This is a genomic window from Isoptericola chiayiensis, assembly GCF_013149805.1.
In the GTDB taxonomy this organism is placed as follows: Bacteria; Actinomycetota; Actinomycetes; order Actinomycetales; family Cellulomonadaceae; genus Isoptericola; species Isoptericola chiayiensis.
This window is the reverse complement of sequence record NZ_JABEZT010000001.1, coordinates 628,435-647,802: the sequence shown is the minus strand read 5'-3', so window position 1 is coordinate 647,802 and position 19,368 is coordinate 628,435. Positions and strand designations below refer to the sequence as shown.

Below are 19,368 nucleotides of genomic sequence, written 5' to 3'. Positions count from 1 at the left end.
GCGCGCGGGTGTCGACCCCGAGCAGTTCGCCGTCCACGTCCCGTGGACGATCCACACCTTTGTCCCGCGGGGTTTCGAGGCGTACGCCCGGGCCTTCCATCCGCTGGAGCGTGAGACGGACGACGGCCCCGAGCCCGTGCGATGGTCCGAGGCCGCGGAGGCCTTCGGCACCACGATGACCGCGACGGCGAACCTCGACCGGCTCTGCCGGCGGCCATACTCCCCGAACGACGACGTCGTCACGCCGCAGGGGGTGACGCTCGAACCTCCGACGGAGGGCAGCGTCCCGTCCGAGCTCGTGGCGAGTGCCGCGCCGCCGGATCCGGACGTGCCGGCTCTCGGTACCGGCATCCTCGAGGCCGAGCCGGCGGCCGGGCCGCGTCTCGAGCTGCCGTACCGCAGCCACATCCTCTTCACCGGGGCATCGACCTCTTCGCCGATCGAGGATGGGTCGACGCCGCCCCCTGGCTCGACGACGCGGACCGTCGCCAGCAGGATCCGCGCACCCCGGCACTCTGGTGGCCCGAGGACCGTGCCTGGTTCGTGGCGAACGACGTCGACGACGCCTGGACCCTGGTGGCCGGGTCCCGGGAACTGGTCGCCGCCCTGGTCGCGGATCCCGACCTGGAGGCGCTCGAGCTGTCAGAGGGTGCGGCGATCGAGGGTCCGGAACCGGAGGCGCGTTGACGCCCGCCCGGCACATGACACCGGCCCGCCTCGTCAGGTGACGAAGGCGGGCCGGTGCGTGCGGACCCGGGACCCGGGCGCCCCCTGCGCGTCCGGGACCCGGGAGGTGATCACATGGACGGCATGAGGACCGAGTCGATGAGGTAGACGGTGGCGTTCTGCGTCATGACGCCGCCGCAGATGACGTTGGCGTCGTTGACCATGAGCTCGTCGCCCTCGCCGGTCACCTCGAGGGTGTCGCCCTGGACGGTGGTGTGCTCACCGGGGACGTCCTCGGGCAGGGCCTGGCCCTCGACGACGTGGTAGGTCAGCACCGAGGTCAGCAGGTCGGCGTCGGTGGACAGCGTGTCGATGGTCTCGGCGTCGACGGCCTCGAAGGCCTCGTCCACCGGCGCGAACACGGTGAACTCGCCGCCGTTGAGGGTGTCGACGAGGTTCACGTCGGGGTTGAGCTCACCGCTGACGGCGGAGACCAGGGTGGTCAGCAGCGGGTTGTTGGAGGCGGCCACCGCGACGGGCTCGGTGGACATGCCCTCGATGGAGCCGGCGCCGTCGGGCACCTGCGAGGCGTAGTCCTCGCAGCCGGGGCCGACGAGGTTCGCGGCGGGGTCCATCGCCATGTCGGACTCCATGTCGTCGGACTCCATGTCCTCCTCGGCCATGTCGTCCTCCATGGACTCCTCCTCCATGGGCGACTCCTCGGTCATGGTCTCCTCCGAGCCGGACATGTCGTCGCCGGTGTCGTCGGAGGAACAGGCGCCGAGGGCCAGCAGGGCCAGGGTGGCGAAGCCGGCGGCGGCGGTGCGGGTGCGAGTGCGAGCGTTCATCGATCTCTCCTTGCCTCGTCGCCCCGACGTCTCCGGGGCGCTTCACCAGGGGTTCGGAACCGGCACCGCGTCCGGATGGGTCCGATCGAGAACTTTTCCGTTTCGTGATCTCGCGAGGCTCGGGGACCGCCCGCAGAATCGCAGGATGGGTGACATCCGACGATTCGACGGGCGCATCCTCGGCCTCGGCACCGAGTCCGGTACGCGGGTGGTGCTCGGGTGGTGGGACGAGTCCCCGTTCGGCCCGTTCGCCGACGCGATGGTCGAGGAGGTCACGGGGCGCCGCACGCTGGTCGCGCCGCCCGAGGTGGCCGAGTTCGTCGCCACCACCTACGGGTTCGACCGCGTGCTCGAGTCGCCGGTCCGGGCCGTGCACGACGACGCGGCACCAGCCGGTGGCACGGACGACGGCGGCACCCCGGCGGCCGGCGGGTGGCTGATCGCCGCGGCCGGTCCGCTCCGGCTCCGTGCCGCCGTCGGACGCCGGACCGCGCTCGGGCACGTCCTGCGCCTGGTGCCGCGGCGGATCGCCACCGCCCCCTGGTTCGCGGTGCTCTCCGACCCGGTCGCCCGGCTGCTGCTCGACGGCGTGCGCACGCGGGGCAGCGCCGGCAACGGCCGCCGGGAGAGCTACGGGGCCACGGACGTGCACGCGATCGTCGGTGTCCGGGCCACGTGGGACGGCGTCGACCTGGGGGCGCTCGCGGACGTCGACCCGCCGGTGCGGTTCGGGTTCGGGTCGACCCCGCGGCGCCCGTCGTTGACGCGGGTGACGACGACGGTGCGGGGCTGAGCGGCGCGCTCGGACCCATCTGGGACGCGTCCCGCTCCGAACCTCGGGCATGGAGACGCTCATCCTCATCGGTCTGCTCGGTGGCCTGGTCACCGGGATCTCGCCGTGCATCCTGCCGATGCTGCCGGTCATCTTCTTCGCCGGTGGCGTCGAGGGAGCCCGGCAGCGGGCCACGTCCGACGGCGGAGCGGACGACGCCGTCGACGCGGACGACGCGGACGGCTCCGGCGCCGACGGCGGACCCGATCCCGCCCTGTTCGCCGGCGCGCCCACGGCGGTCCGCGTCGACCGCGCGGGCCGCGTCTCCAGCGGCCCGCCCCGGGGCCGGTCCGGGGCGGTGACCCTGGAGCTCTCGGGCGACGACGCGCCGTCGGAGGGCGCCGGGACGAGCTCCGCGACCCGCCGTCGTCGGACGCCCCGCTCCTGGCGGCCGTACCTGGTGATCGCCGGGCTGGTGGTGAGCTTCAGCGTCTTCACGTTGCTCGGGTCGTTGATCCTCACGGCGCTCGGGCTGCCGCAGGACCTGCTGCGCTGGCTCGGCATCACCCTGCTGGTGGCCATCGGCATCGGCATGATCGTGCCGCGGTTCGAGGAGATCCTCGAGCGGCCGTTCCAGCGCGTCGCCGCCCTGGGGTCCCGCCGGTCGCCGAACCAGGACCGGGGTGCGTTCCTGCTGGGTCTCGGGCTCGGCGTGCTGTACGTGCCGTGCGCCGGGCCGGTCCTGGCGGCGATCACCGTGGCGGGCGCCACCGGGCAGATCGGCCCCGGGACGGTCGCGCTGACGGTGAGCTTCGCCGTCGGCGCCGCGATCCCGCTGCTCGTGTTCGCGCTGGCCGGGCGGCGCGTGGCCGAGCGGGTGCGGGGGTTCCAGCGTCACCAGCGGGGGATCCGCATCGGCGGCGGCCTCGTGATGATCGCGCTCGCGGGTGCTCTCGCGCTGAACCTGCCGGCGCAGCTGCAGCGGGCGCTGCCGGACTACACCGGGGCGTTGCAGCAGCAGATCGACGGCAACGAGGACGTGCAGGACGCCCTGGAACTGGGCGGCATCGTCACGGACGCCAACCGTGAGCTGGACAACTGCACCAGCGGCGACACGGAGCTGGCGGACTGCGGGACGGCGCCGCCGCTGACCGGCATCACGCAGTGGCTGAACACCCCTGACAACACCGCCGTCGACCTCGAGGAGCTGCGCGGGAAGGTGGTGTTGATCGACTTCTGGACCTACTCGTGCATCAACTGCCAGCGCGCGCTGCCGCACGTCAACTCCTGGTACGACAGCTACGAGGACGCCGGGCTCGAGGTGATCGGCGTGCACACCCCGGAGTTCGCGTTCGAGCGGGAGACCCGCAACGTGATCGCCGGCGCCGAGGACCTCGGCGTCGACCACCCGATCGCGCAGGACAACTCCTACTCGACGTGGACGGGCTACCGGAACCGTTACTGGCCGGCCGAGTACCTCATCGACGCCGACGGCACCGTCCGGTACCTGAAGTTCGGCGAGGGCGACTACGCCACCACCGAGCAGCACATCCGCGACCTGCTCCGGGAGGCAGATCCCGACGTCGAGCTCCCGGAGCCCACCGACACCGAGGACACGACGCCGGACGCCGACACCACGCCGGAGACCTACCTGGCGCTGAACAAGGTCTTCAACTACGCCGGGCCCACCGACTACGGCAGCGGGGAACGTCACTTCGAGGCGCCCGACGAGCAGCCGGAGGACACGTTCTCGCTCGCCGGGACGTGGGAGGTCGACTTCCAGGGGGCGACGGCGGTGTCCGACGACGCGACGCTGCGGCTGGGATACCGGTCCACCGACGTGTACTCGGTGCTGGGTGGCGAGGGGACCGTGACCGCCCGCCTCCTGGCCGAGGACGGCTCCGTGCGGGCCGAGCGGGAGATCGACGTCGCCGGCAACCCGACGCTGTACGACGTGCTGCGCGGTGACGAGCACACCGAGGGCGTCGTGGAGCTGGAGGTGCCCGAGGGCGTGTCCGTGTACACCTTCACCTTCGGCTGACCCGCCGCCGGTGGGGGATCAGGCGACGAAACCCTCGAGCGTCGCGCGGTCGACCGGTCCGTCGCGCCGGATCAGCTCCTCGGCGTCGTCCATCCGGTCCCACACGTTGATCCCCATCGCTCCCTCGACGCGGTCCCGGGTGACCCAGAACGCGACGCACTCGCGGTCCTCGGCGGACCCGGAGAGCACCACGTCGCCCTCGGTGAGCCCCTTGGCCTCCATGCCCAGGTCGAGCTGGTCGGAGAAGAAGTAGGGCAGCTCGTCGTACTCCCGGCCGGAGCCGAGCATCGAGCGGGCGGCGTGCGCACCGGTGCTGTCGGCGACGGCCCAGTGCTCGATCCGCAGCAGCTTGGCGTACCGCGGGGAGGGGACGGCGGCGATGTCCCCGGCGGCCCACACCTCGGGTGCCGACGTCCGCAGCGTCGGGTCGACGGTGATCCCGCCGCCGGCCTCCGCGGTGCGCACCTCGATGCCGGCCGCCTCGGCGAGGCCGACCTCCGGGGTGACCCCGATGCCGACGACGACGGTGCTCGCCTCGAGCGTGACGCCGTCGTCCAGCGTGACCCCGGTGACCCGGGCGGTGCCCTCGAACGCCGTGACGCTGCGGCCCGCGAGCAGCCGCACGCCGTGGGCCTCGTGCTCGGCGGCGAAGATCGCGGACACCTCGGGCCCGAGGGCACCCAACGGGTGGCGGCCGCGGCCGACCAGCGTCACGTCCCGGCCGAGCTGGCGGGCCGACGCCGCCACCTCCATGCCGATCCAGCCGTCGCCCACCACCACGACGGGTCCGTCACCGGCCAGCGCCTCGGCGAGCCGGTCGGCGTCGGCGACGGAGCGCAGGGAGTGCACGCCGTCGAGCCCGCCGCCGGGGACGTCGAGACGGCGGACCCGCGAGCCCGTGGCGAGCAGCAGTCGCGAGTACCGCAGCGCCCCGTCGGGAGCGGTGGACACCGACCGTGCGGCGACGTCGAGGCCGACCGCCGTCGTGGAGGTGCGCAGGTCCACGCCGTGGTCGGCGTACCAGTCGGCGTCGAGCGTGCGCAGGGCGTCCCGGCCGGCCTCGCCGCGCAGGTAGTCCTTGGACAGCGGGGGTCGCTCGTAGGGAACCTCGGGCTCGCCGGTGACGACGACGAGGTCACCGTCGTACCCCTCGGTGCGCAGCGTCTCGGTGGCTCGGGCGGCGGCCAGGCCTCCGCCGACGACGACGATCGGTTCCATCGGTCCTCCTCGCGAGAGTGGTTCCGGTCACACCCTGCCACGGGGGCTGCGAGCGCGCGCCCGGCGGACGATCCTGGACGGGACCGGGGAGAGGGGTGCGCGATGAGGATCGCCGTCGCCGGGGGGACCGGCACCGTGGGCCGCCACGTGGTGTCCGCCGTCGAGCGGGCCGGGCACGACGTCGTCGTCCTGGCGCGGAGCCGCGGCGTCGACGTCGTCACGGGGGCCGGGCTGGACGCCGCGCTGGAGGGTGCCGACGTCGTCGTGGACACGCTGAACCGCATGAGCCCGCGGGAGCGGACCGCGCGGGACTTCTTCACCGCGACCTCGCGGAACCTGCTCGCCGCGGAGGCGCGGGCCGGCGTCGCGCACCACGTGCTGCTGTCGATCGTGGGGCTGGAGCGGGTGCCGGGGTACGGCTACTTCCGGGCGAAGGCGGCGCAGGAGCAGGTGGTGACCGACGGCGAGGTGCCCTGGACGGTGCTGCGGGCGACGCAGTTCCACGAGTTCCCGGGCCAGATCCTCGACCAGGTGCCCGGCCCGGTGGGCGTGATGCCACGGATGCTGAGCCGTCCGGTGGCGGCGCGCGAGGTCGGCGAGGAACTGGTGCGGTGCGCGGAGGCCGGGCCGCAGGGGTTCGCGCCGGAGCTGGCGGGGCCCCGCGAGGAGCAGATGGTGGACATGGCCCGGCGGCTGCTGCGGGCGCGGGGACGACTGCGATGGGTCGTGCCGATCTCGTTCCCGGGCGCGGGGGAGGACATGCGCGGCGGCGGGCTGCTGCCCGACGGCGAGGGCCCGCGGGGGCGGGTCACGTTCGACGAGTGGCTGGCCGCCGGTGCGTGACGGTCGTCAGTCGTCCGACGACGGCGGTGCGGCGGTGTCGAGCTCGCGCTGCCGGGTGCTCGTGGCGAGCCCGCCGACGGCGAGCACCGCGCCGGCCAGCAGCAGGTAGACGCCGAGCAGCAGGGCGATCGTCGTCGTGTCGTCGGTGGGCCGGGCGAGCACCACGATCCCCAGCACCAGCCACATGGCGGCGTTGACGAGCTGCCAGTCCCAGGCCATGGCGTGCTCGGCCCGGCCCCTCAGGCCGCCGACGATGCCGACCGCACCGGCGGCGCACGCCCAGATCCCCAGGACGAGGAAGAAGAGCGAGGACGTCATCTCGGGCAGCAGGACGACGACCGCGGCGGCGACGATGCTGATGATCCCCACCACGAACCGCCAGCTCATCTCGCCGTCGGCGCCCCGGGCGGCGCGGCCCTCGAGCGTCAGCAGGATCCCCTGGGCGAGGATCACCAGGCAGACCAGCCAGCGCAGCCACACCAGTCCCTCGTCGGGGTTGGCGAACAGCAGGACGCCGACCACCAGGTAGGCGGCGGCGCGGACGTAGACGAGTCCCCACAGGCGGCGGGCCGTGCCTGCGGTCCGGTTCGAGAGGGGTGTCGCGCTGGCGTCGGACATGGCCTGCCTTCCGGTCGGTTCCCGTGCTGGCGATGCTACGAGCAGTTCGCGCCACGCGCCCCCTGACGTGCGACGACGGCGGGTGCGGCGTGCGCGCCGACGCCGGGTACCGCTTGCGCCCCGACAGCGCGACCCCCTAGTGTCCTCGAGTGGTGACACGAGTCACCCACGAGTCTCGACGGAGAGGAACTCGCATGTCAGTCCCGTCCCCACGCGGCCGAGCGCGCCGCGTGCTCGCCCTGGGAGCCGCAGCGGCCATCCTGACGACCACCGTCGGCGCCGCGCAGGCGTCCCCGAAGCAGCAGGTCGACCCGTACGACCCGGACCTCGGCCCGAACGTCACGGTCTTCGACCCGACGACGCCGCAGGCCGAGATCCAGGCCACGCTCGACGAGCTCGCCGACCGGCAGATCGACGCCGAGATGTCGACGAACCGCTACAGCGTGCTGTTCACGCCGGGCGAGTACGGCTCGGCCGAGGACCCGCTGCAGGCACGCGTCGGCTACTACACGGAGGTCGCCGGCCTCGGCGCGGACCCGGGGGACGTCGACGTCCACGGCGCGATCGAGGTCTACAACCGCTGCCTCGAGGACGGCGGGACCTCGAACTGCATCGCGCTCAACAACTTCTGGCGCACGCTGTCGAACCTCCACCTCACGGTCGACGGCACCGGGCAGGACGGCTGCCGCGCCACCACCAACTTCTGGGCCGTGTCTCAGGCGGTCTCGATGCGCCGGCTCGACGTGACCGGCCCGATCTCGCTCATGGACTACTGCACCGCCGGCCCGCAGTACGCCTCGGGCGGCTACATCGCCGACTCCCGCTTCGACACCGAGGTGCTCAACGGATCCCAGCAGCAGTGGCTGACCCGCAACAGCGAGATGCCGTCGTGGTCCAACGGCGTGTGGAACCAGGTGTTCTCCGGCGTCGAGGGCGCACCCGACGACTCGGTGTTCCCGGAGCAGCCCTACACGACGCTCGACACCACGCCGGTGAGCCGCGAGAAGCCGTACCTGTTCGTCGACGACGACGGCCGCTGGAACGTCCGCGTCCCGTCCGCGCAGACCGAGACGCGTGGCGTGAGCTGGGCCGACGGCCTGACCGAGGGTCGCACGATCGGTATCGAGGACTTCTTCATCGCCCAGCCCGGTGACTCCGTGCGGGAGATCAACACCAACCTGTCCCGCGGCAAGCACCTGCTGCTCACCCCGGGCGTCTACGACGTCGCGGACACGATCAAGGTCAAGCACGCCGACACCGTCGTGCTCGGCATGGGTCACGCGACCCTGACCGCCGTCGACGGCGCCGTGCCCATGACGGTCACGGACCAGCCCGGCATCGTCGTCGCCGGGGTGACGATCGACGCCGGCAACGCGGAGTCGCCCGTGCTGCTGCAGGTCGGCAAGCCGAACGGCGACCACTCGGCCCAGGCGGACCCCGCGAATCCCATCACGCTGAACGACGTGTACTTCCGCGTCGGCGGCCCGCACATCGGCAAGACGGACACCGCGCTCGAGGTGAACGCCGACCACGTGCTCATCGACCACACCTGGGTGTGGCGCGGTGACCACGGCATCGAAGACTTCGACCTGACCGACGGCTTCCTCGGCGACGACGAGCGCTGGGCCACCAACACCGGCCGTACCGGTGTGCGGATCAACGGCGACGACGTCACCGCGACGGGGCTGTTCGTCGAGCACTTCCAGGAGTTCAACACTGTCTGGAACGGCGAGCGCGGCACCACCGTGCTGTACCAGAACGAGCTCCCCTACGACCCGCCGACCCAGGCGGACTGGACCCGTCCGGACGGCACGCTCGGGTGGGCCGGCTACAAGGTGGCCGACGACGTCACCGAGCACACGCTGCACGGCGGCGGGGTGTACGTCTACAACCGGAACAACACCGACATCGTCACCGAGAACGGGTTCGAGGTGCCGGACGCCCCGGGCGTGCGGCTGCGGCACGTCATGACGGTGAACCTGAACGACGGCACGATCAACCACGTCGTCAACGGCGTCGGTGACGCGGTGCCGCCGTCGACGTCGGGCAGCCCGGAGTACGTCGTGGAGTACCCGGCTCCCTGACCCACCCCGACGCTGTGGGCATGAAATCTGCAGGTCTCCCGGCCGGGAGACCTGCAGATCTCATGCCCACAGCCGTGTTGCGTGGCGAGTGCCGGGTCAGGTGGAGGCGCGCACGACGACTCGGCTCGGCTCGGTGGGAGGGTCCGGCTGCGGCGTGCCGTCCAGGACCGCCTCCACGCAGGCGGCCAGGTGGTGGGCCTGGGCCGCGCTCGGCTGGGCGACCGACGTCAGGGGCGGGTCGGCCAGGGCGGCCGCCGGAGCGTCGTCGAGCCCGATGACGGCCAGGTCGCCGGGAACGTCGAGCCGCGCCTCCCGGGCGCCGGCCAGCACGGCCAGCGCCACCTCGTCGTTGTAGCAGGCCACCGCGTCGACGCCGTCGTCCCCCCACCCGCGGGCCAGATCCGTCGCCGGGACCGTCGGGTCGACCACGGCGACGGGCGGCTCGGAGACCCCGGCCGCCGCGCAGGCCGCGCGGATGCCGTCGACGCGCAGCGACGCGAACTCGCGCAGCCGCTCCTCCGGGGTCGTCGCGATCCCGATCCGCCGGTGCCCCCGGTCGAGCAGGTGCTCCACCTGCAGCGCACCGAGGCCCCGCTGGTTGTCCGGATCGAGACCGGGGTGACCGCCGTCGTCCACGTCGCCGGCACCGACGACCTCGATCCCCGCCTGCCGCAACGCGCGCAGGTCCTCCGCCGGGAAGTGGGTGAGACCGACCACGACCCGGGGGGTCACCGCCTTCCACAGCTCGCGCAGCGGGCGCGTGGAGCGGTGGTGGTGGACCAGCAGGAACAGCCCGCGCGCGGCGAGGTTGTCGCTGAGCAGGTCCAGCACTGTGTCGACCACCGGACCCGTGGGCCAGTCGGGCAGCACGCAGACGACGAGGTCGCTGCGGCCGCGGCGCAGTGCCCGGGCGGCGGCCGACGGCGCGTAGCCCAGCCGGGCGGCCGTGGCCCGCACGTGCTCCTTGGTGGCGGTCGAGATGCTCGACCCCGGGGTGTCGTTGAGGACGTAGCTCACCGTCGCGCGCGAGACGCCGGCGGCTCGCGCGACATCGGCGCTGGTGACGGGCATCGGTACCTCCAGTCTGCCCGCACTCTACGCCGGATCGTCGTCCTCGGGCGCCTCGTCGTCGAGCTCCGCCACCAGGTCGATCACCGGCCACGCACCCTCGGAGCTGTTGCCGAGCACGCTCACGGTGGTCCCCGTCAGCGGATCGTGCGTGGACCGGAAGGAGACGCCGGCGTCGTACCCCTCGATCAGCACGGCGCGTCCCGTCCGTCGTCGCCAGAAGCCCATCGCGGACCGCAGACCTTCTGCGGGCACGTCGTGCCGGGGCCTGGTCATCGCCGCCACGGTGTCGGGAGCGACGATCCGCCCGGCGAACAGCGCTCGCCAGAAGGCGTGCAGGTCGTCCGCGGTGGTGTAGATCCCGCCGTCGCCGACCCCCAGGACGGGCAGGTGCAGCACGTTCGTGGCCGGTCCGTCGTCCTCGAGGTAGCCCGTCGCCGTGTCGCCGGGCAGGGCGTCGCTGCGGAGGAAACCCGTCGCGCGCAGCTCCGCGCGGTCGCACACCTCGGTGCGCACCAGCTCGTGGTAGGGGCGGCCCGACGCTCGTTCGGCGACGAGGGCGAGGACGACGTAGGCACCGTTGTTGTAGGCGAACCGCCGGCCCGGCGGAGCGACCTGTGCGTGGCCGTCCAGCTCGGCGACGAACGCCTCGGCGGAGGTGAACACGTGCACCGGCTGCCGCAGGACGTGGTCGTGCGGGTCCCAGTGCTCCTCGTCGAGGTAGTCACCGATGCCGGAGGTGTGGGTCAGCAGGTGCTCGACGGTGACGTCGTCGTCCACCAGTGGAAGGTCCGCGCCGAGGAAGGTCCGAACGGGCGTGTCGAGGGTGAGCACGCCGTCCTCGACGAGACGCATCACGGCCAGTGCGGTGAAGGCCTTGGTCCCGCTCGCGACGGCGAACCGCGTCCGCGGGGTGACCGGAACCTGCGCGGCGCGGTGTGCGAGCCCCTCGGCCCGCCGCAGCAGCCGCACCTCACCCCTGTCGACCGCGACGACACCGGAGAACGCTCGCCTCGCCACGGCCGCCCCGTAGCGATCCTCGTCGAGGTCCATACGGCGAACGTAGACGCGGTCCGCACGGTGCGCCAGGAATTTACAGTGGGACGGTGGAGGGACACGACGACCCGGTGCGCCGGGCTGCGCAGTACCGGATGGATCGCGAGTCCGAGCGCGAGGCGGCCGAAGCAGGGCGCACCGGACCGGCGGGCGACCGCGCGCCGGGCGGACCGCCGTCGGACGAGGACGAGACGCGACGCGACGCCGAGCAGCGGCGCCGCGACCGCGTGCGCCGGTCGATGACGGACCGGGCGCGCTGGGTCGACACCCTGGTGGACCAGGCGATGCGGCGCGGTGACTTCGACGACCTGCCCTCGGCGGGCAAGCCGCTGCGGGGGATCGGCGGCACGCACGACCCCGACTGGTGGCTGAAGAACCTCGTGGAACGCGAGCAGGTGACCGGCGTGCTGCCTCCCGCGCAGCTGCGCCAGGAGTCGGCGGCGATGGACGAGACCCTCGACCGGGAGAGCGATGAGGCCGGCGTGCGGCGGGTGGTCGAGGACTTCAACGCCCGTGTCGTCGACGCCCGCCGCCAGCTCACCGGCGGTCCGCCCGTGGTGACCCCCACGCGTGACGTCGACGCCGAGGTGCGTCGCTGGCGTGAGCGGCGTCGAGCCCAGGGGATCTACGAATGACGGTCTCGCACGCTCGGCAGGGCGTCGCTGCGAGACCGTCCGTCGTCAGAACGTACCCGCGGCGCTTCCGCCGACACCGAAGGTGATGAAGGAGAACAGGGCCCAGATCATCAAGAGCATCCACCCTCGTGCTCTGCGCCGCACTGCTCCCGGCCGGAACGAGCTCGAGGAGTCACGGCCGTCGAGGACCTGGTGTCCGTCATCGAGCCAGAAGTTCGAAGCCGCGAGTATCGCCCAGCCTGTCCTCGACCGAACGAGGACGATCTGCATGTCCACTCCCCGCCCTGGCAGGCTCGCGCGCCATGTCCGGGCGCTGGCAAGGTCGACGATGCGTTGACCGAGCACGGTGGCGACGGTCAGTTGGTCATCGTCGCGAGTGGACAGCACGGTGGAGCCGACCGGCAGGAGGATGAACGGGAGCGCCAGGCTGAAGCAGAACCAGAGGGTCGCTGCGAGGTTGGGTAGCAAGGCTGTCGTGAAGCCTGCGTCATCGAGCGGTGCACTGCTCCAGGAATTTCGTGTCAGCGCGCTCCACATGACCACTGCGATCGAGATGACAGGGAGCGCTCGTCCGGCGATCAGGAGCACGTACGCGACGAGCACACGCCACGAGCCGCGACTCTCGTCCTGAGGCTCATCGGCGAGCTGCCGAGCGCGATCACCGTTCTCCACTGCCATGCCGGAACCCTACGGGGCAGCAGCGATCGAGATCTGATCGCCGAGCACGGTGGAGTCCACGGCACCTTCGCTCGGAGTGGGGCGGCGTGAACAGGGCTGCATCAGATGGCAGGCGCCCGCCCCTCTTCAACCAGTCAATACCGTACTGATAGTGGTACGGTATTGACGTGGAGGTGGCGCGTGACATATCGGCATGACCTGTGGGAGATCGCGGCGAGCAACCACGGCGTCGTCACCGTCGCCGAGGCAGAGGACACTGGCGTGCCCGCGGTGGAGGTGCGCAAGTTGGCAGCGCGAGGCGTGCTGCGCTCGTACGGTCAGGGCGTCTACTCCCACCGGGACGTTCCGACGACCCGTCTGACCGAGCCGGCAGTCGCTGCCGCCCTCGCTGGACCGGGGGCGTTCCTGCAGCGTGAGTCGGTCCTCGACCTGCTGGGAGTCGGCCAGTTCAACCCCCGGCAGGTTCGCGTGGGAACCCGGCGTCGCGTGCGCCGAACCCTCCCGGACTGGATGGTGCTGGAACGTCGCGCCGACATCACCGACGACGACCTGACAGACGTCGAGGGCGTGCCCACGACCACGATCCCCAGGGCGCTGCAGGACCTGCGGGCACGGGTCGCCCCCCACCGCTGGGATGCGCTGGTCGCGACCCTCGTGGCGCGCGAGCTCATGCGCCCCGACGAGATCCCGGACCTGAAGGAGAGCGCCCGTGACTGAGGTGACGCCGCCGTTGAACATCCAGCAGCTGAACGACCGATTGGCTGAGGTCGCCCGGAGCATGGGGATTCCGGTGGCGCGGGCACGGGTGATGCTCTGCACGCTGGCCGTCTCGCAGATGCTTCCGGACGCCGTCGCGATCAAGGGCGGCATGGGCGTCAAGCTGCGCATGGGCGAGCAGGGCACTCGCGCGACCGCCGACCTCGATGTCTCCACGCGTGCGCGTGGTGAGGACTTCGAGCAGGCATTCCGTGACCGGCTCGCACGCGGTTGGGGTGAGGTTCCGGCATCCAAGGGTGCGCTGAGCCGTGACCCCGATGCCCCGGCCCGGGTCGCCTTCACGGCATCGGTGCGTGCGGTGCGACTCCACGACCCCGGGCTTGCCGAGCCGCAGTATGTGATGCACCCCTACCGGGTCTCGATCTCGTTCCTCGGCAAGGCGTGGACAGGCCTGGACGTCGAGGTCTCCGACCCTGAGATCGACCCGTTCGCCCACACTCGCAGGCAGATCGACGGGCACCTGGTGGAATTCGGCGACCACTTCGGGTTCGGCGACTTGAACCCGGTCGAGCTCGTCGATCTGGAGTACCAGATCTCGCAGAAGCTTCACGCCGTCAGTGACCCCGGCTACGTGCGGGCCCACGACCTGGTGGATCTGCAGCTGTTGTGGTTGGCCCGCCCCGACCTGAACGTGCTGCGGCAAATGTGCGAGCGCACCTTCGCCTTCCGCAACCAGCAACTCTGGCCACCGCTGCCGCTGCGGCCGATGGACGGCTGGTCCCTGGCGTATGCCGACGCGCGCGACGAGACCCTGGTCGACGGGATGACCCCGATCCTCGAGACACTCGACGAGGCTCGCGCCTGGCTCGAAGGCACGTTGCGCCAGATCCACTCCGCGCGCGGCGCCTGAGCCGCGTCGGTCCTCACCCGGCACAAACGGCCATACCGTTGTCATGGGAAGCGAAAGGCCCTCCGAGCCCAGCGTTTCCGCTGGTCGGAGGGCCTTTCGGCTGGTCGGGGTGACAGGATTTGAACCTGCGACCTCTTCGTCCCGAACGAAGCGCGCTACCAAGCTGCGCCACACCCCGAGGGACTACGCCCGCACGCTCGATCACCCGGCGGACCGGGCTCCGTGTGCGGAAGCCTGCCCAGAATAGCCGACGATCGCGCCAGAACGAAAACTCAGATCCGGCCGCGCGCGGTGAAGGTGACCAAGGTCGCTTCGGGGCGGCACGCGAACCGGACGGGCGCGTACGGCGAGGTGCCCGCGCCGGCCGACACGTGCAGCCAGGTGGAGTCCTCCCCGCCGGGGGCGTCGGGGCGGGCACCCGGCCAGCCGTGCAGGCCCTTGGCGCGACGCCGGTCGATGTCGCAGTTGGTCACCAGGGCGCCGTAGCCGGGCAGGCAGAGCTGTCCGCCGTGGGTGTGCCCGGCGATGATCGCGTCGGCGCCGTCGGCGTGCATCCGGTCCAGCACCCGGGTGTACGGGGCGTGCGTGACACCGAGGCGCAGGGCCGCCGTGTCCTCGCCGGGGGAGGGTGCCGAGGGGGCGGGGAACTCGTCGCGGTCCAGGTGCGGGTCGTCCACCCCGGCCAGGTCGATGCGGCGTCCCCGCACGACGACGGCGTCACGACGGTTGGTGAGGTCCGCCCACCCGGCATCGCGCATCGCCGCCACCATGGGCTCCCACGGCAGGTCGGGCGTGCTGCGGACCGGCCCGCGGGCGTCCGGCAGAAGGTAGCGCGCCGGGTTCTTGAACGTGGGGGAGTAGTAGTCGTTCGACCCCAGCACGAACGCGCCCGGGAACTCCAGCAGCGGTTCGAGGGCGTGCAGCAGCGGGTCGAGGGCGTCGTGGCCGGCGAGGTTGTCCCCGGTGTCGATCACCAGGTCGGGCTCGAGCGCCGCCAGGGACCGGACCCACTCGATCTTGCGCCGTTGGCTCGGGATCAGGTGCAGGTCCGAGACATGCAGGACGCGCAGCTCACGCTCACCGGGTGCCAGCGCGGGCACGGTGACGCGGCGCAGCGTGAAGAGCTTGGTCTCCAGGTGGGCGTAGGCGAGGCCGGCGGCGCCGATCCCGACGAGGCCGCCGACCAGTCGTGCGGGGCTCAGTCGTCGTCCCCGTCGCCGCCGCCACCGTTCCCGGGGCCGCCGCCGTTACCGCCGCCGTTGCCACCGCCGTTCCCGCCGCCCGAGTTCCCGGAGTCGCCCGAGTCGCCGTCGTCCGAGCCGCCGCTGTCGCCCGAGTCGTCCGAGCTGTCGTCGGAGTCGTCGGTCTCGACCGGGGTCGGCGGGGCGGGCGGGGTGCCGATCATGTCCTGCGAGGGCGAGCCGAAGTCCTCGACGGGCATGCCCTCGACGGCCTGGTCCATGTAGGTCTTCCAGGCGGGTGCCGCGACGGACGAGCCGTAGAGCGGGTCGTACCAGCTGCCGTTGACCCACATCCCGTTGGTGTGGTCCTCGGTGGCGTTCTCGACCGTGCCGACCCACACCGAGGTGGCGAGCTGCGGCGTGAAGCCGGTGAACCAGGTCTGGGTCGACAGCTGCGACGTACCCGTCTTGCCGGCGACGGGGCGACCGTCGTCGAGCCCGCCGAGGCTGTAGGCGGTGCCGCGGGTGAACACGTTTTCCATGGCGTACACGATCGTGTTCGCGACGTCGCTGGGCAGGGCGTTCTTGTCGCAGTCGGACCCGGAGACGTCGTACTCCTCGCCGTTGGGCCCGGTGACGCCGGTGATCGCCATCGGCGAGCAGTAGGTACCGCCCGAGGCGAGCGTCGCGTACGTGGCCGCCATGTTCAGCGGCGAGGACTCCTGGGTGCCGACCACCATGGGGGCTCGCACATCGATGTCCTTCTTCTTGACCGTCGTGCTGATCGGGCCGTGGTTGGACTTGCTCGTAGGGCGGTAGCCCATGTCCCACGCGGTGTCGCGCAGGCCGCAGAGGTTGAGCTCGTAGCCCATCGACGCGTAGGCGGTGTTGACCGACAGGTAGGTCGCCTCGAGCACCGGGATGGTGCCGCTGAGCACACCCTCGGCGTTGGCGGGCGCCCAGGTGTCGGTCCCGAGGTACGGCACGCACGGCGCGTTGAAGTCGCCCACCGTGCGTTCCACCTTGGTCGCCGTGACCCGCTCGAGGAGCGTGTGCCCCTCCTTGAGCCACTGGGCCAGCACGACCGGCTTGAAGTTCGAGCCGACCTGGAAGCCGCCTGAGGCGCCGTGGACGTAGTCGGCGTTGTAGTTGACCGTGGTGTCGCGGCTGGAGTTCCCGGCGGCCTTCGTGCCGGAGTACGGCACGTTCTGCGCCATCGCGAGGATCTTGCCGGTCCCGGGCTCGACGGTGACGAGGGAGGCCTCGAGGTTGCTCGAGTCGTCCTCGGGCATCTCCTGCTTGATGGTCTTGAACGCGGCCTTCTGCTTCTTCATGTCCAGCGTGGTGTGGATGTCCAGACCGCCCTGGTAGAGCAGCTGCTGCCGGTCGGCGCGGGTCTCGCCGTAGGCCGGGTCGAGCAACAGCTCCTTGATGACGTAGTCGCAGAAGAACGCCGAGTTGTTGGCCGTCTGGCAGCCGGCCGGGGTGCGCTGGACGTCCAGCGTCTCCTCGATGCTCTTGGCCTGCGCCTCGTCACGCTGCTCGGTGGTGATGTAGCCGAGCTTCCACATGTTGCCGAGCACGAGGTCCCGGCGCTCCTTGGCCTGCTCGGGGTTGCGCGTCGGGTCGAACTTGGTCGGCGACTTCGTGATGCCGGCGATGGTCGCGGACTGGACCACGTTCAGGTCCGCCGCGGACTTGTCGAAGTAGTAGCGCGCAGCGGCCTCGACGCCGTAGATGCTCTCGTAGCCGAACTGCGCCACGTTGAGGTAGCCCTGCAGGATCTCGTCCTTGGACAGGTTCTTCTCCAGCGCGATGGCCATCTTGGCCTCGCGCAGCTTGCGGTTCAGCGAGTCCTCGTAGGCGTCGATGACGGCGAACGGGTCGTCGTCCTGCAGCGCCGACTCGATGAGCATGTTCTTGACGTACTGCTGGGTGATGGTCGATGCACCCTGGGTGGACTCGCTGCCGAGGTTGTTGAGCGCGGCGCGGGTGATGCCCTGCGGGTCGACGCCGTTGTGCTCGTAGAACCGCTCGTCCTCGATGGCGACGACCGCGTGCTGCATGTCCTGCGACACCTCGTCGAGCGGCACGACGATGCGGTTCTGGTAGTAGAACGTGGCGAGCAGCTTGCCGTTGGCCGCGTAGATGCGCGACTGCTGCGACAGCGGCCGCGGCTCGAGCTCGGCGGGCACCTCGTCGTAGATCTCGACGGTGCCGTCGGCCGCGGCGTTGACGCCGGCGACGGCGGGGATGACGAATCCGGCGGCGAGCACGCCGCCCGCCGTGGCCGCGAGCACGAACGCGAGCAGCAGCGCCACCATCTGCGTGGCGGGGATGGTGCGCGTGATGCGGCGGGAGTCAGAATTCGCCATGGTCCAACCCTAGAGGGTCGGTCGTGTCTGTCGCTCCGCGGCGGGGCGCGCCGTGTGCAGGTTGTGTGGAGCGGTGGTCGCCGACCCGTGCCGTCCGTCGCGCCAGGCGTCCTCGGGCTACGATCGCCGCATGGCTACCACGTGGGAATACGCGACGATCCCCCTCCTGATCCACAACACCAAGGCGGTCCTCGACCAGTGGGGTGCGGACGGCTGGGAGCTCGTCCAGGTCGTGCCGGGGCCCGACAGCGCCAACCTGGTCGCCTACCTCAAGCGGCCCTCCGGAGCGTGATCCGCCCGTGAGCATCGAGGCACGTCTGACCGAGCTCGGCATCACCCTGCCCGACGTCGCGGCACCGGTCGCCACTTATCAGCCCGCGGTGCGCTCGGGCCGTCACGTCTACACCGCCGGCCAGCTCCCGTTCGTCGACGGCGCCCTGGCCGTGACGGGGAAGGTGGGCGCCGGCGACGGCCTGGTCGACCCGGAGCAGGCGGCTGCGCTGGCCCGCACCTGCGCCCTGAACGCGCTGGCCGCGGTGCGGTCCGTCGCGGGCTCGCTCGACGGCGTCCGCATCGTCAAGGTCACCGGGTTCGTGGCGAGCGACCCGTCGTTCACCGGGCAGCCCGGCGTCCTCAACGGCGCCAGCACCGTGCTGGGCGAGATCTTCGGCGACGCGGGCACCCACGCGCGCTCCGCCGTCGGCGTGGCGGTCCTGCCGCTGGACGCCCCGGTCGAGGTCGAACTCGTCGCCGAGCTGCCCGCCTGACACCCCGCCTCCCCGCCCCGCCGGCTGGTGCGGGTCACGCAGCCTTCCGGCGTGTGCGACACGTACCGGACGACGTGAGCGGGAATGACGAAACCCTCGGCACGGTCGTCAATCCCGAAGTGGAGGGCCCCCTGGGGCCCGTGAACGCGACCGTGCCGAGGGTTTCGTCATTCCCGCGGAAGGAAAGCCGATCAGCGCGCGCGCCGCTCCAACCGGTCCAGGTCGAGCAGCACGACGGCGCGGCCCTCGCGCCGCACCCAGCCGCGCGTCGCGAAGTCGGCCAGCGCCTTGTTGACGGTCTCGCGCGACGCCCCGACGAGCTGCGCGAGCTCCTCCTGGGTGAGGTCGTGCGCGACGCGGACGCCCTCGTCGTTGGGCTCGCCGAACCGGTGGGACAGGTCGAGCAGCGCCTTGGCGACGCGGCCGGGCACGTCGGAGAAGACCAGGTCGGCCAGCGTCTCGTTGGTGCGGCGCAGGCGGCGGGCCAGCGCGCCGAGGAGCGTCGTGGCGACGTTGGGGTGCGCGGCGACCCATTGCACGAGCGCCTGGTGGCGCAGCTCGTAGCACAGCGCGTCCGAGACGGAGGAGGCCGTGGCGGTGCGGGGGCCGGGGTCGAAGAGGGACAGCTCGCCGAACATCTCGCCGGGCCCCAGGATCGACAGCAGGTTCTCGCGGCCGTCGCTGGAGCGGCGGCCGAGCTTGATCTTGCCCTGCGCGATCACGTACAGCCGGTCGCCCGGCTCGCCCTCGCGGAAGAGCACGTCCCCGCGGGTCAGCTCGACGGGGACCATGGACTCGAAGAGCGCCTTGGACTCTTCGCTGTCCATGTCCGCGAAGAGGGGGGCGGAGAGCACGACGGTGTCGTCCACAGCAATCCTCACGTTCTCTCTG

General features: G+C 71.7%; 19 protein-coding genes and 1 tRNA gene. 10 read left to right on the top strand and 10 right to left on the bottom strand.

Annotated elements, in window-relative coordinates; all coding sequences use genetic code 11:
• The first annotated feature begins 543 nt into the window (after window positions 1-543).
• A complete protein-coding gene (locus tag HDG68_RS02790) occupies window positions 544-687 on the top strand; it encodes a hypothetical protein (protein ID WP_172148971.1) in 144 nt (47 codons plus the stop codon).
• Window positions 688-797: 110 nt separating this feature from the next.
• Here HDG68_RS02790 and HDG68_RS02785 read toward each other — a convergent pair whose 3' ends face one another.
• The gene (locus HDG68_RS02785; protein WP_172148969.1) at window positions 798-1,514 is read right to left on the bottom strand and encodes a fasciclin domain-containing protein; all 717 of its coding nucleotides are present in this window, start codon (window positions 1,512-1,514) and stop codon (window positions 798-800) included.
• A gap of 145 nt (window positions 1,515-1,659) precedes the next feature.
• Between HDG68_RS02785 and HDG68_RS02780 the strand changes: the two genes are divergently transcribed.
• Window positions 1,660-2,307 carry a hypothetical protein gene (locus HDG68_RS02780; protein ID WP_172148967.1) on the top strand — a complete coding sequence of 216 codons (648 nt, stop codon included), beginning with the start codon at window positions 1,660-1,662 and terminating at the stop codon, window positions 2,305-2,307.
• Window positions 2,308-2,356: 49 nt separating this feature from the next.
• On the top strand, window positions 2,357-4,327 hold the full coding sequence (locus HDG68_RS02775) for a cytochrome c biogenesis protein DipZ (RefSeq protein WP_172148965.1): 1,971 nt from the start codon (window positions 2,357-2,359) through the stop codon (window positions 4,325-4,327).
• Window positions 4,328-4,345: 18 nt separating this feature from the next.
• Here the strand turns inward: HDG68_RS02775 and HDG68_RS02770 are convergent, their stop codons facing one another.
• The gene (locus HDG68_RS02770) at window positions 4,346-5,545 is read right to left on the bottom strand and encodes an NAD(P)/FAD-dependent oxidoreductase (RefSeq protein ID WP_172148963.1); all 1,200 of its coding nucleotides are present in this window, start codon (window positions 5,543-5,545) and stop codon (window positions 4,346-4,348) included.
• 102 nt (window positions 5,546-5,647) lie between these two features.
• Here HDG68_RS02770 and HDG68_RS02765 point away from each other — a divergent pair, with 102 nt between their 5' ends.
• On the top strand, window positions 5,648-6,388 hold the full coding sequence (locus HDG68_RS02765) for an SDR family oxidoreductase (RefSeq protein WP_172148961.1): 741 nt from the start codon (window positions 5,648-5,650) through the stop codon (window positions 6,386-6,388).
• 6 nt (window positions 6,389-6,394) lie between these two features.
• Here the strand turns inward: HDG68_RS02765 and HDG68_RS02760 are convergent, their stop codons facing one another.
• Window positions 6,395-7,006: an HdeD family acid-resistance protein gene (locus HDG68_RS02760; RefSeq protein ID WP_172148959.1), complete on the bottom strand. Its 612-nt coding sequence runs from the start codon at window positions 7,004-7,006 to the stop codon at window positions 6,395-6,397.
• A gap of 194 nt (window positions 7,007-7,200) precedes the next feature.
• On the opposite strand from HDG68_RS02760, the gene HDG68_RS02755 reads away from it, so the two are divergent.
• Window positions 7,201-9,090: a pectate lyase family protein gene (locus HDG68_RS02755; protein ID WP_172148957.1), complete on the top strand. Its 1,890-nt coding sequence runs from the start codon at window positions 7,201-7,203 to the stop codon at window positions 9,088-9,090.
• A gap of 96 nt (window positions 9,091-9,186) precedes the next feature.
• Here HDG68_RS02755 and HDG68_RS02750 read toward each other — a convergent pair whose 3' ends face one another.
• Window positions 9,187-10,161, bottom strand: coding sequence for a LacI family DNA-binding transcriptional regulator (locus HDG68_RS02750; protein ID WP_172148955.1), 975 nt, complete (start codon window positions 10,159-10,161; stop codon window positions 9,187-9,189).
• Window positions 10,162-10,185: 24 nt separating this feature from the next.
• A complete protein-coding gene (locus tag HDG68_RS02745; protein WP_172148953.1) occupies window positions 10,186-11,211 on the bottom strand; it encodes a serine hydrolase domain-containing protein in 1,026 nt (341 codons plus the stop codon).
• Window positions 11,212-11,264: 53 nt separating this feature from the next.
• On the opposite strand from HDG68_RS02745, the gene HDG68_RS02740 reads away from it, so the two are divergent.
• Entirely contained in the window at window positions 11,265-11,849 is a 585-nt protein-coding gene (locus HDG68_RS02740; protein WP_343037397.1) for a DnaJ family domain-containing protein, read from the top strand.
• 45 nt (window positions 11,850-11,894) lie between these two features.
• On the opposite strand, the gene HDG68_RS02735 is transcribed toward HDG68_RS02740, so the two are convergent.
• Window positions 11,895-12,527, bottom strand: a complete 633-nt coding sequence (locus HDG68_RS02735; RefSeq protein ID WP_172148951.1) for a hypothetical protein — start codon at window positions 12,525-12,527, stop codon at window positions 11,895-11,897.
• A gap of 180 nt (window positions 12,528-12,707) precedes the next feature.
• Between HDG68_RS02735 and HDG68_RS02730 the strand changes: the two genes are divergently transcribed.
• Together HDG68_RS02730 and HDG68_RS02725 are read left to right on the top strand one after the other, a co-directional pair.
• Window positions 12,708-13,244, top strand: a complete 537-nt coding sequence (locus tag HDG68_RS02730; RefSeq protein WP_172148949.1) for a type IV toxin-antitoxin system AbiEi family antitoxin domain-containing protein — start codon at window positions 12,708-12,710, stop codon at window positions 13,242-13,244.
• Window positions 13,237-14,154 (top strand): nucleotidyl transferase AbiEii/AbiGii toxin family protein, encoded by a 918-nt coding sequence (locus tag HDG68_RS02725; RefSeq protein ID WP_343037396.1) that lies wholly within the window; start codon window positions 13,237-13,239, stop codon window positions 14,152-14,154. Before HDG68_RS02730 ends, HDG68_RS02725 begins: the two co-directional genes overlap by 8 nt.
• A gap of 101 nt (window positions 14,155-14,255) precedes the next feature.
• On the opposite strand, the gene HDG68_RS02720 is transcribed toward HDG68_RS02725, so the two are convergent.
• The 3 genes from HDG68_RS02720 to HDG68_RS02710 all read right to left on the bottom strand — a co-directional run bounded on the left by HDG68_RS02720 (window position 14,256) and on the right by HDG68_RS02710 (window position 17,710).
• Window positions 14,256-14,332: transfer RNA gene (locus HDG68_RS02720), tRNA-Pro, on the bottom strand.
• Window positions 14,333-14,426: 94 nt separating this feature from the next.
• A complete protein-coding gene (locus HDG68_RS02715; protein WP_172149169.1) occupies window positions 14,427-15,356 on the bottom strand; it encodes a metallophosphoesterase in 930 nt (309 codons plus the stop codon).
• Window positions 15,353-17,710, bottom strand: a complete 2,358-nt coding sequence (locus tag HDG68_RS02710) for a transglycosylase domain-containing protein (RefSeq protein ID WP_172148948.1) — start codon at window positions 17,708-17,710, stop codon at window positions 15,353-15,355. Before HDG68_RS02710 ends, HDG68_RS02715 begins: the two co-directional genes overlap by 4 nt.
• 130 nt (window positions 17,711-17,840) lie before the next feature.
• On the opposite strand from HDG68_RS02710, the gene sp36 reads away from it, so the two are divergent.
• Both sp36 and HDG68_RS02700 read left to right on the top strand, forming a co-directional pair.
• Window positions 17,841-18,002 (top strand): Sp36 family protein, encoded by a 162-nt coding sequence (gene sp36 / locus HDG68_RS02705; protein ID WP_172148947.1) that lies wholly within the window; start codon window positions 17,841-17,843, stop codon window positions 18,000-18,002.
• 7 nt (window positions 18,003-18,009) lie between these two features.
• Entirely contained in the window at window positions 18,010-18,477 is a 468-nt protein-coding gene (locus HDG68_RS02700; protein ID WP_172148946.1) for an Atu1372/SO_1960 family protein, read from the top strand.
• A 191-nt stretch (window positions 18,478-18,668) separates the two neighbouring features.
• Here HDG68_RS02700 and HDG68_RS02695 read toward each other — a convergent pair whose 3' ends face one another.
• Window positions 18,669-19,346, bottom strand: coding sequence for a Crp/Fnr family transcriptional regulator (locus HDG68_RS02695; RefSeq protein ID WP_343037395.1), 678 nt, complete (start codon window positions 19,344-19,346; stop codon window positions 18,669-18,671).
• Window positions 19,347-19,368: the final 22 nt, after the last annotated feature.

Bases quoted from the DNA above. Each gene is read 5' to 3' on its own strand.
- HDG68_RS02750 (WP_172148955.1), bottom strand. From the start codon at position 10,161: ATGCCCGTCACCAGCGCCGATGTCGCGCGAGCCGCCGGCGTCTCGCGC.
- HDG68_RS02745 (WP_172148953.1), bottom strand. From the start codon at position 11,211: ATGGACCTCGACGAGGATCGCTACGGGGCGGCCGTGGCGAGGCGAGCG.
- sp36 (WP_172148947.1), top strand. From the start codon at position 17,841: ATGGCTACCACGTGGGAATACGCGACGATCCCCCTCCTGATCCACAAC.
- HDG68_RS02785 (WP_172148969.1), bottom strand. From the start codon at position 1,514: ATGAACGCTCGCACTCGCACCCGCACCGCCGCCGCCGGCTTCGCCACC.
- HDG68_RS02755 (WP_172148957.1), top strand. From the start codon at position 7,201: ATGTCAGTCCCGTCCCCACGCGGCCGAGCGCGCCGCGTGCTCGCCCTG.
- HDG68_RS02775 (WP_172148965.1), top strand. From the start codon at position 2,357: ATGGAGACGCTCATCCTCATCGGTCTGCTCGGTGGCCTGGTCACCGGG.
- HDG68_RS02735 (WP_172148951.1), bottom strand. From the start codon at position 12,527: ATGGCAGTGGAGAACGGTGATCGCGCTCGGCAGCTCGCCGATGAGCCT.
- HDG68_RS02765 (WP_172148961.1), top strand. From the start codon at position 5,648: ATGAGGATCGCCGTCGCCGGGGGGACCGGCACCGTGGGCCGCCACGTG.
- HDG68_RS02710 (WP_172148948.1), bottom strand. From the start codon at position 17,710: ATGGCGAATTCTGACTCCCGCCGCATCACGCGCACCATCCCCGCCACG.
- HDG68_RS02760 (WP_172148959.1), bottom strand. From the start codon at position 7,006: ATGTCCGACGCCAGCGCGACACCCCTCTCGAACCGGACCGCAGGCACG.
- HDG68_RS02770 (WP_172148963.1), bottom strand. From the start codon at position 5,545: ATGGAACCGATCGTCGTCGTCGGCGGAGGCCTGGCCGCCGCCCGAGCC.
- HDG68_RS02780 (WP_172148967.1), top strand. From the start codon at position 1,660: ATGGGTGACATCCGACGATTCGACGGGCGCATCCTCGGCCTCGGCACC.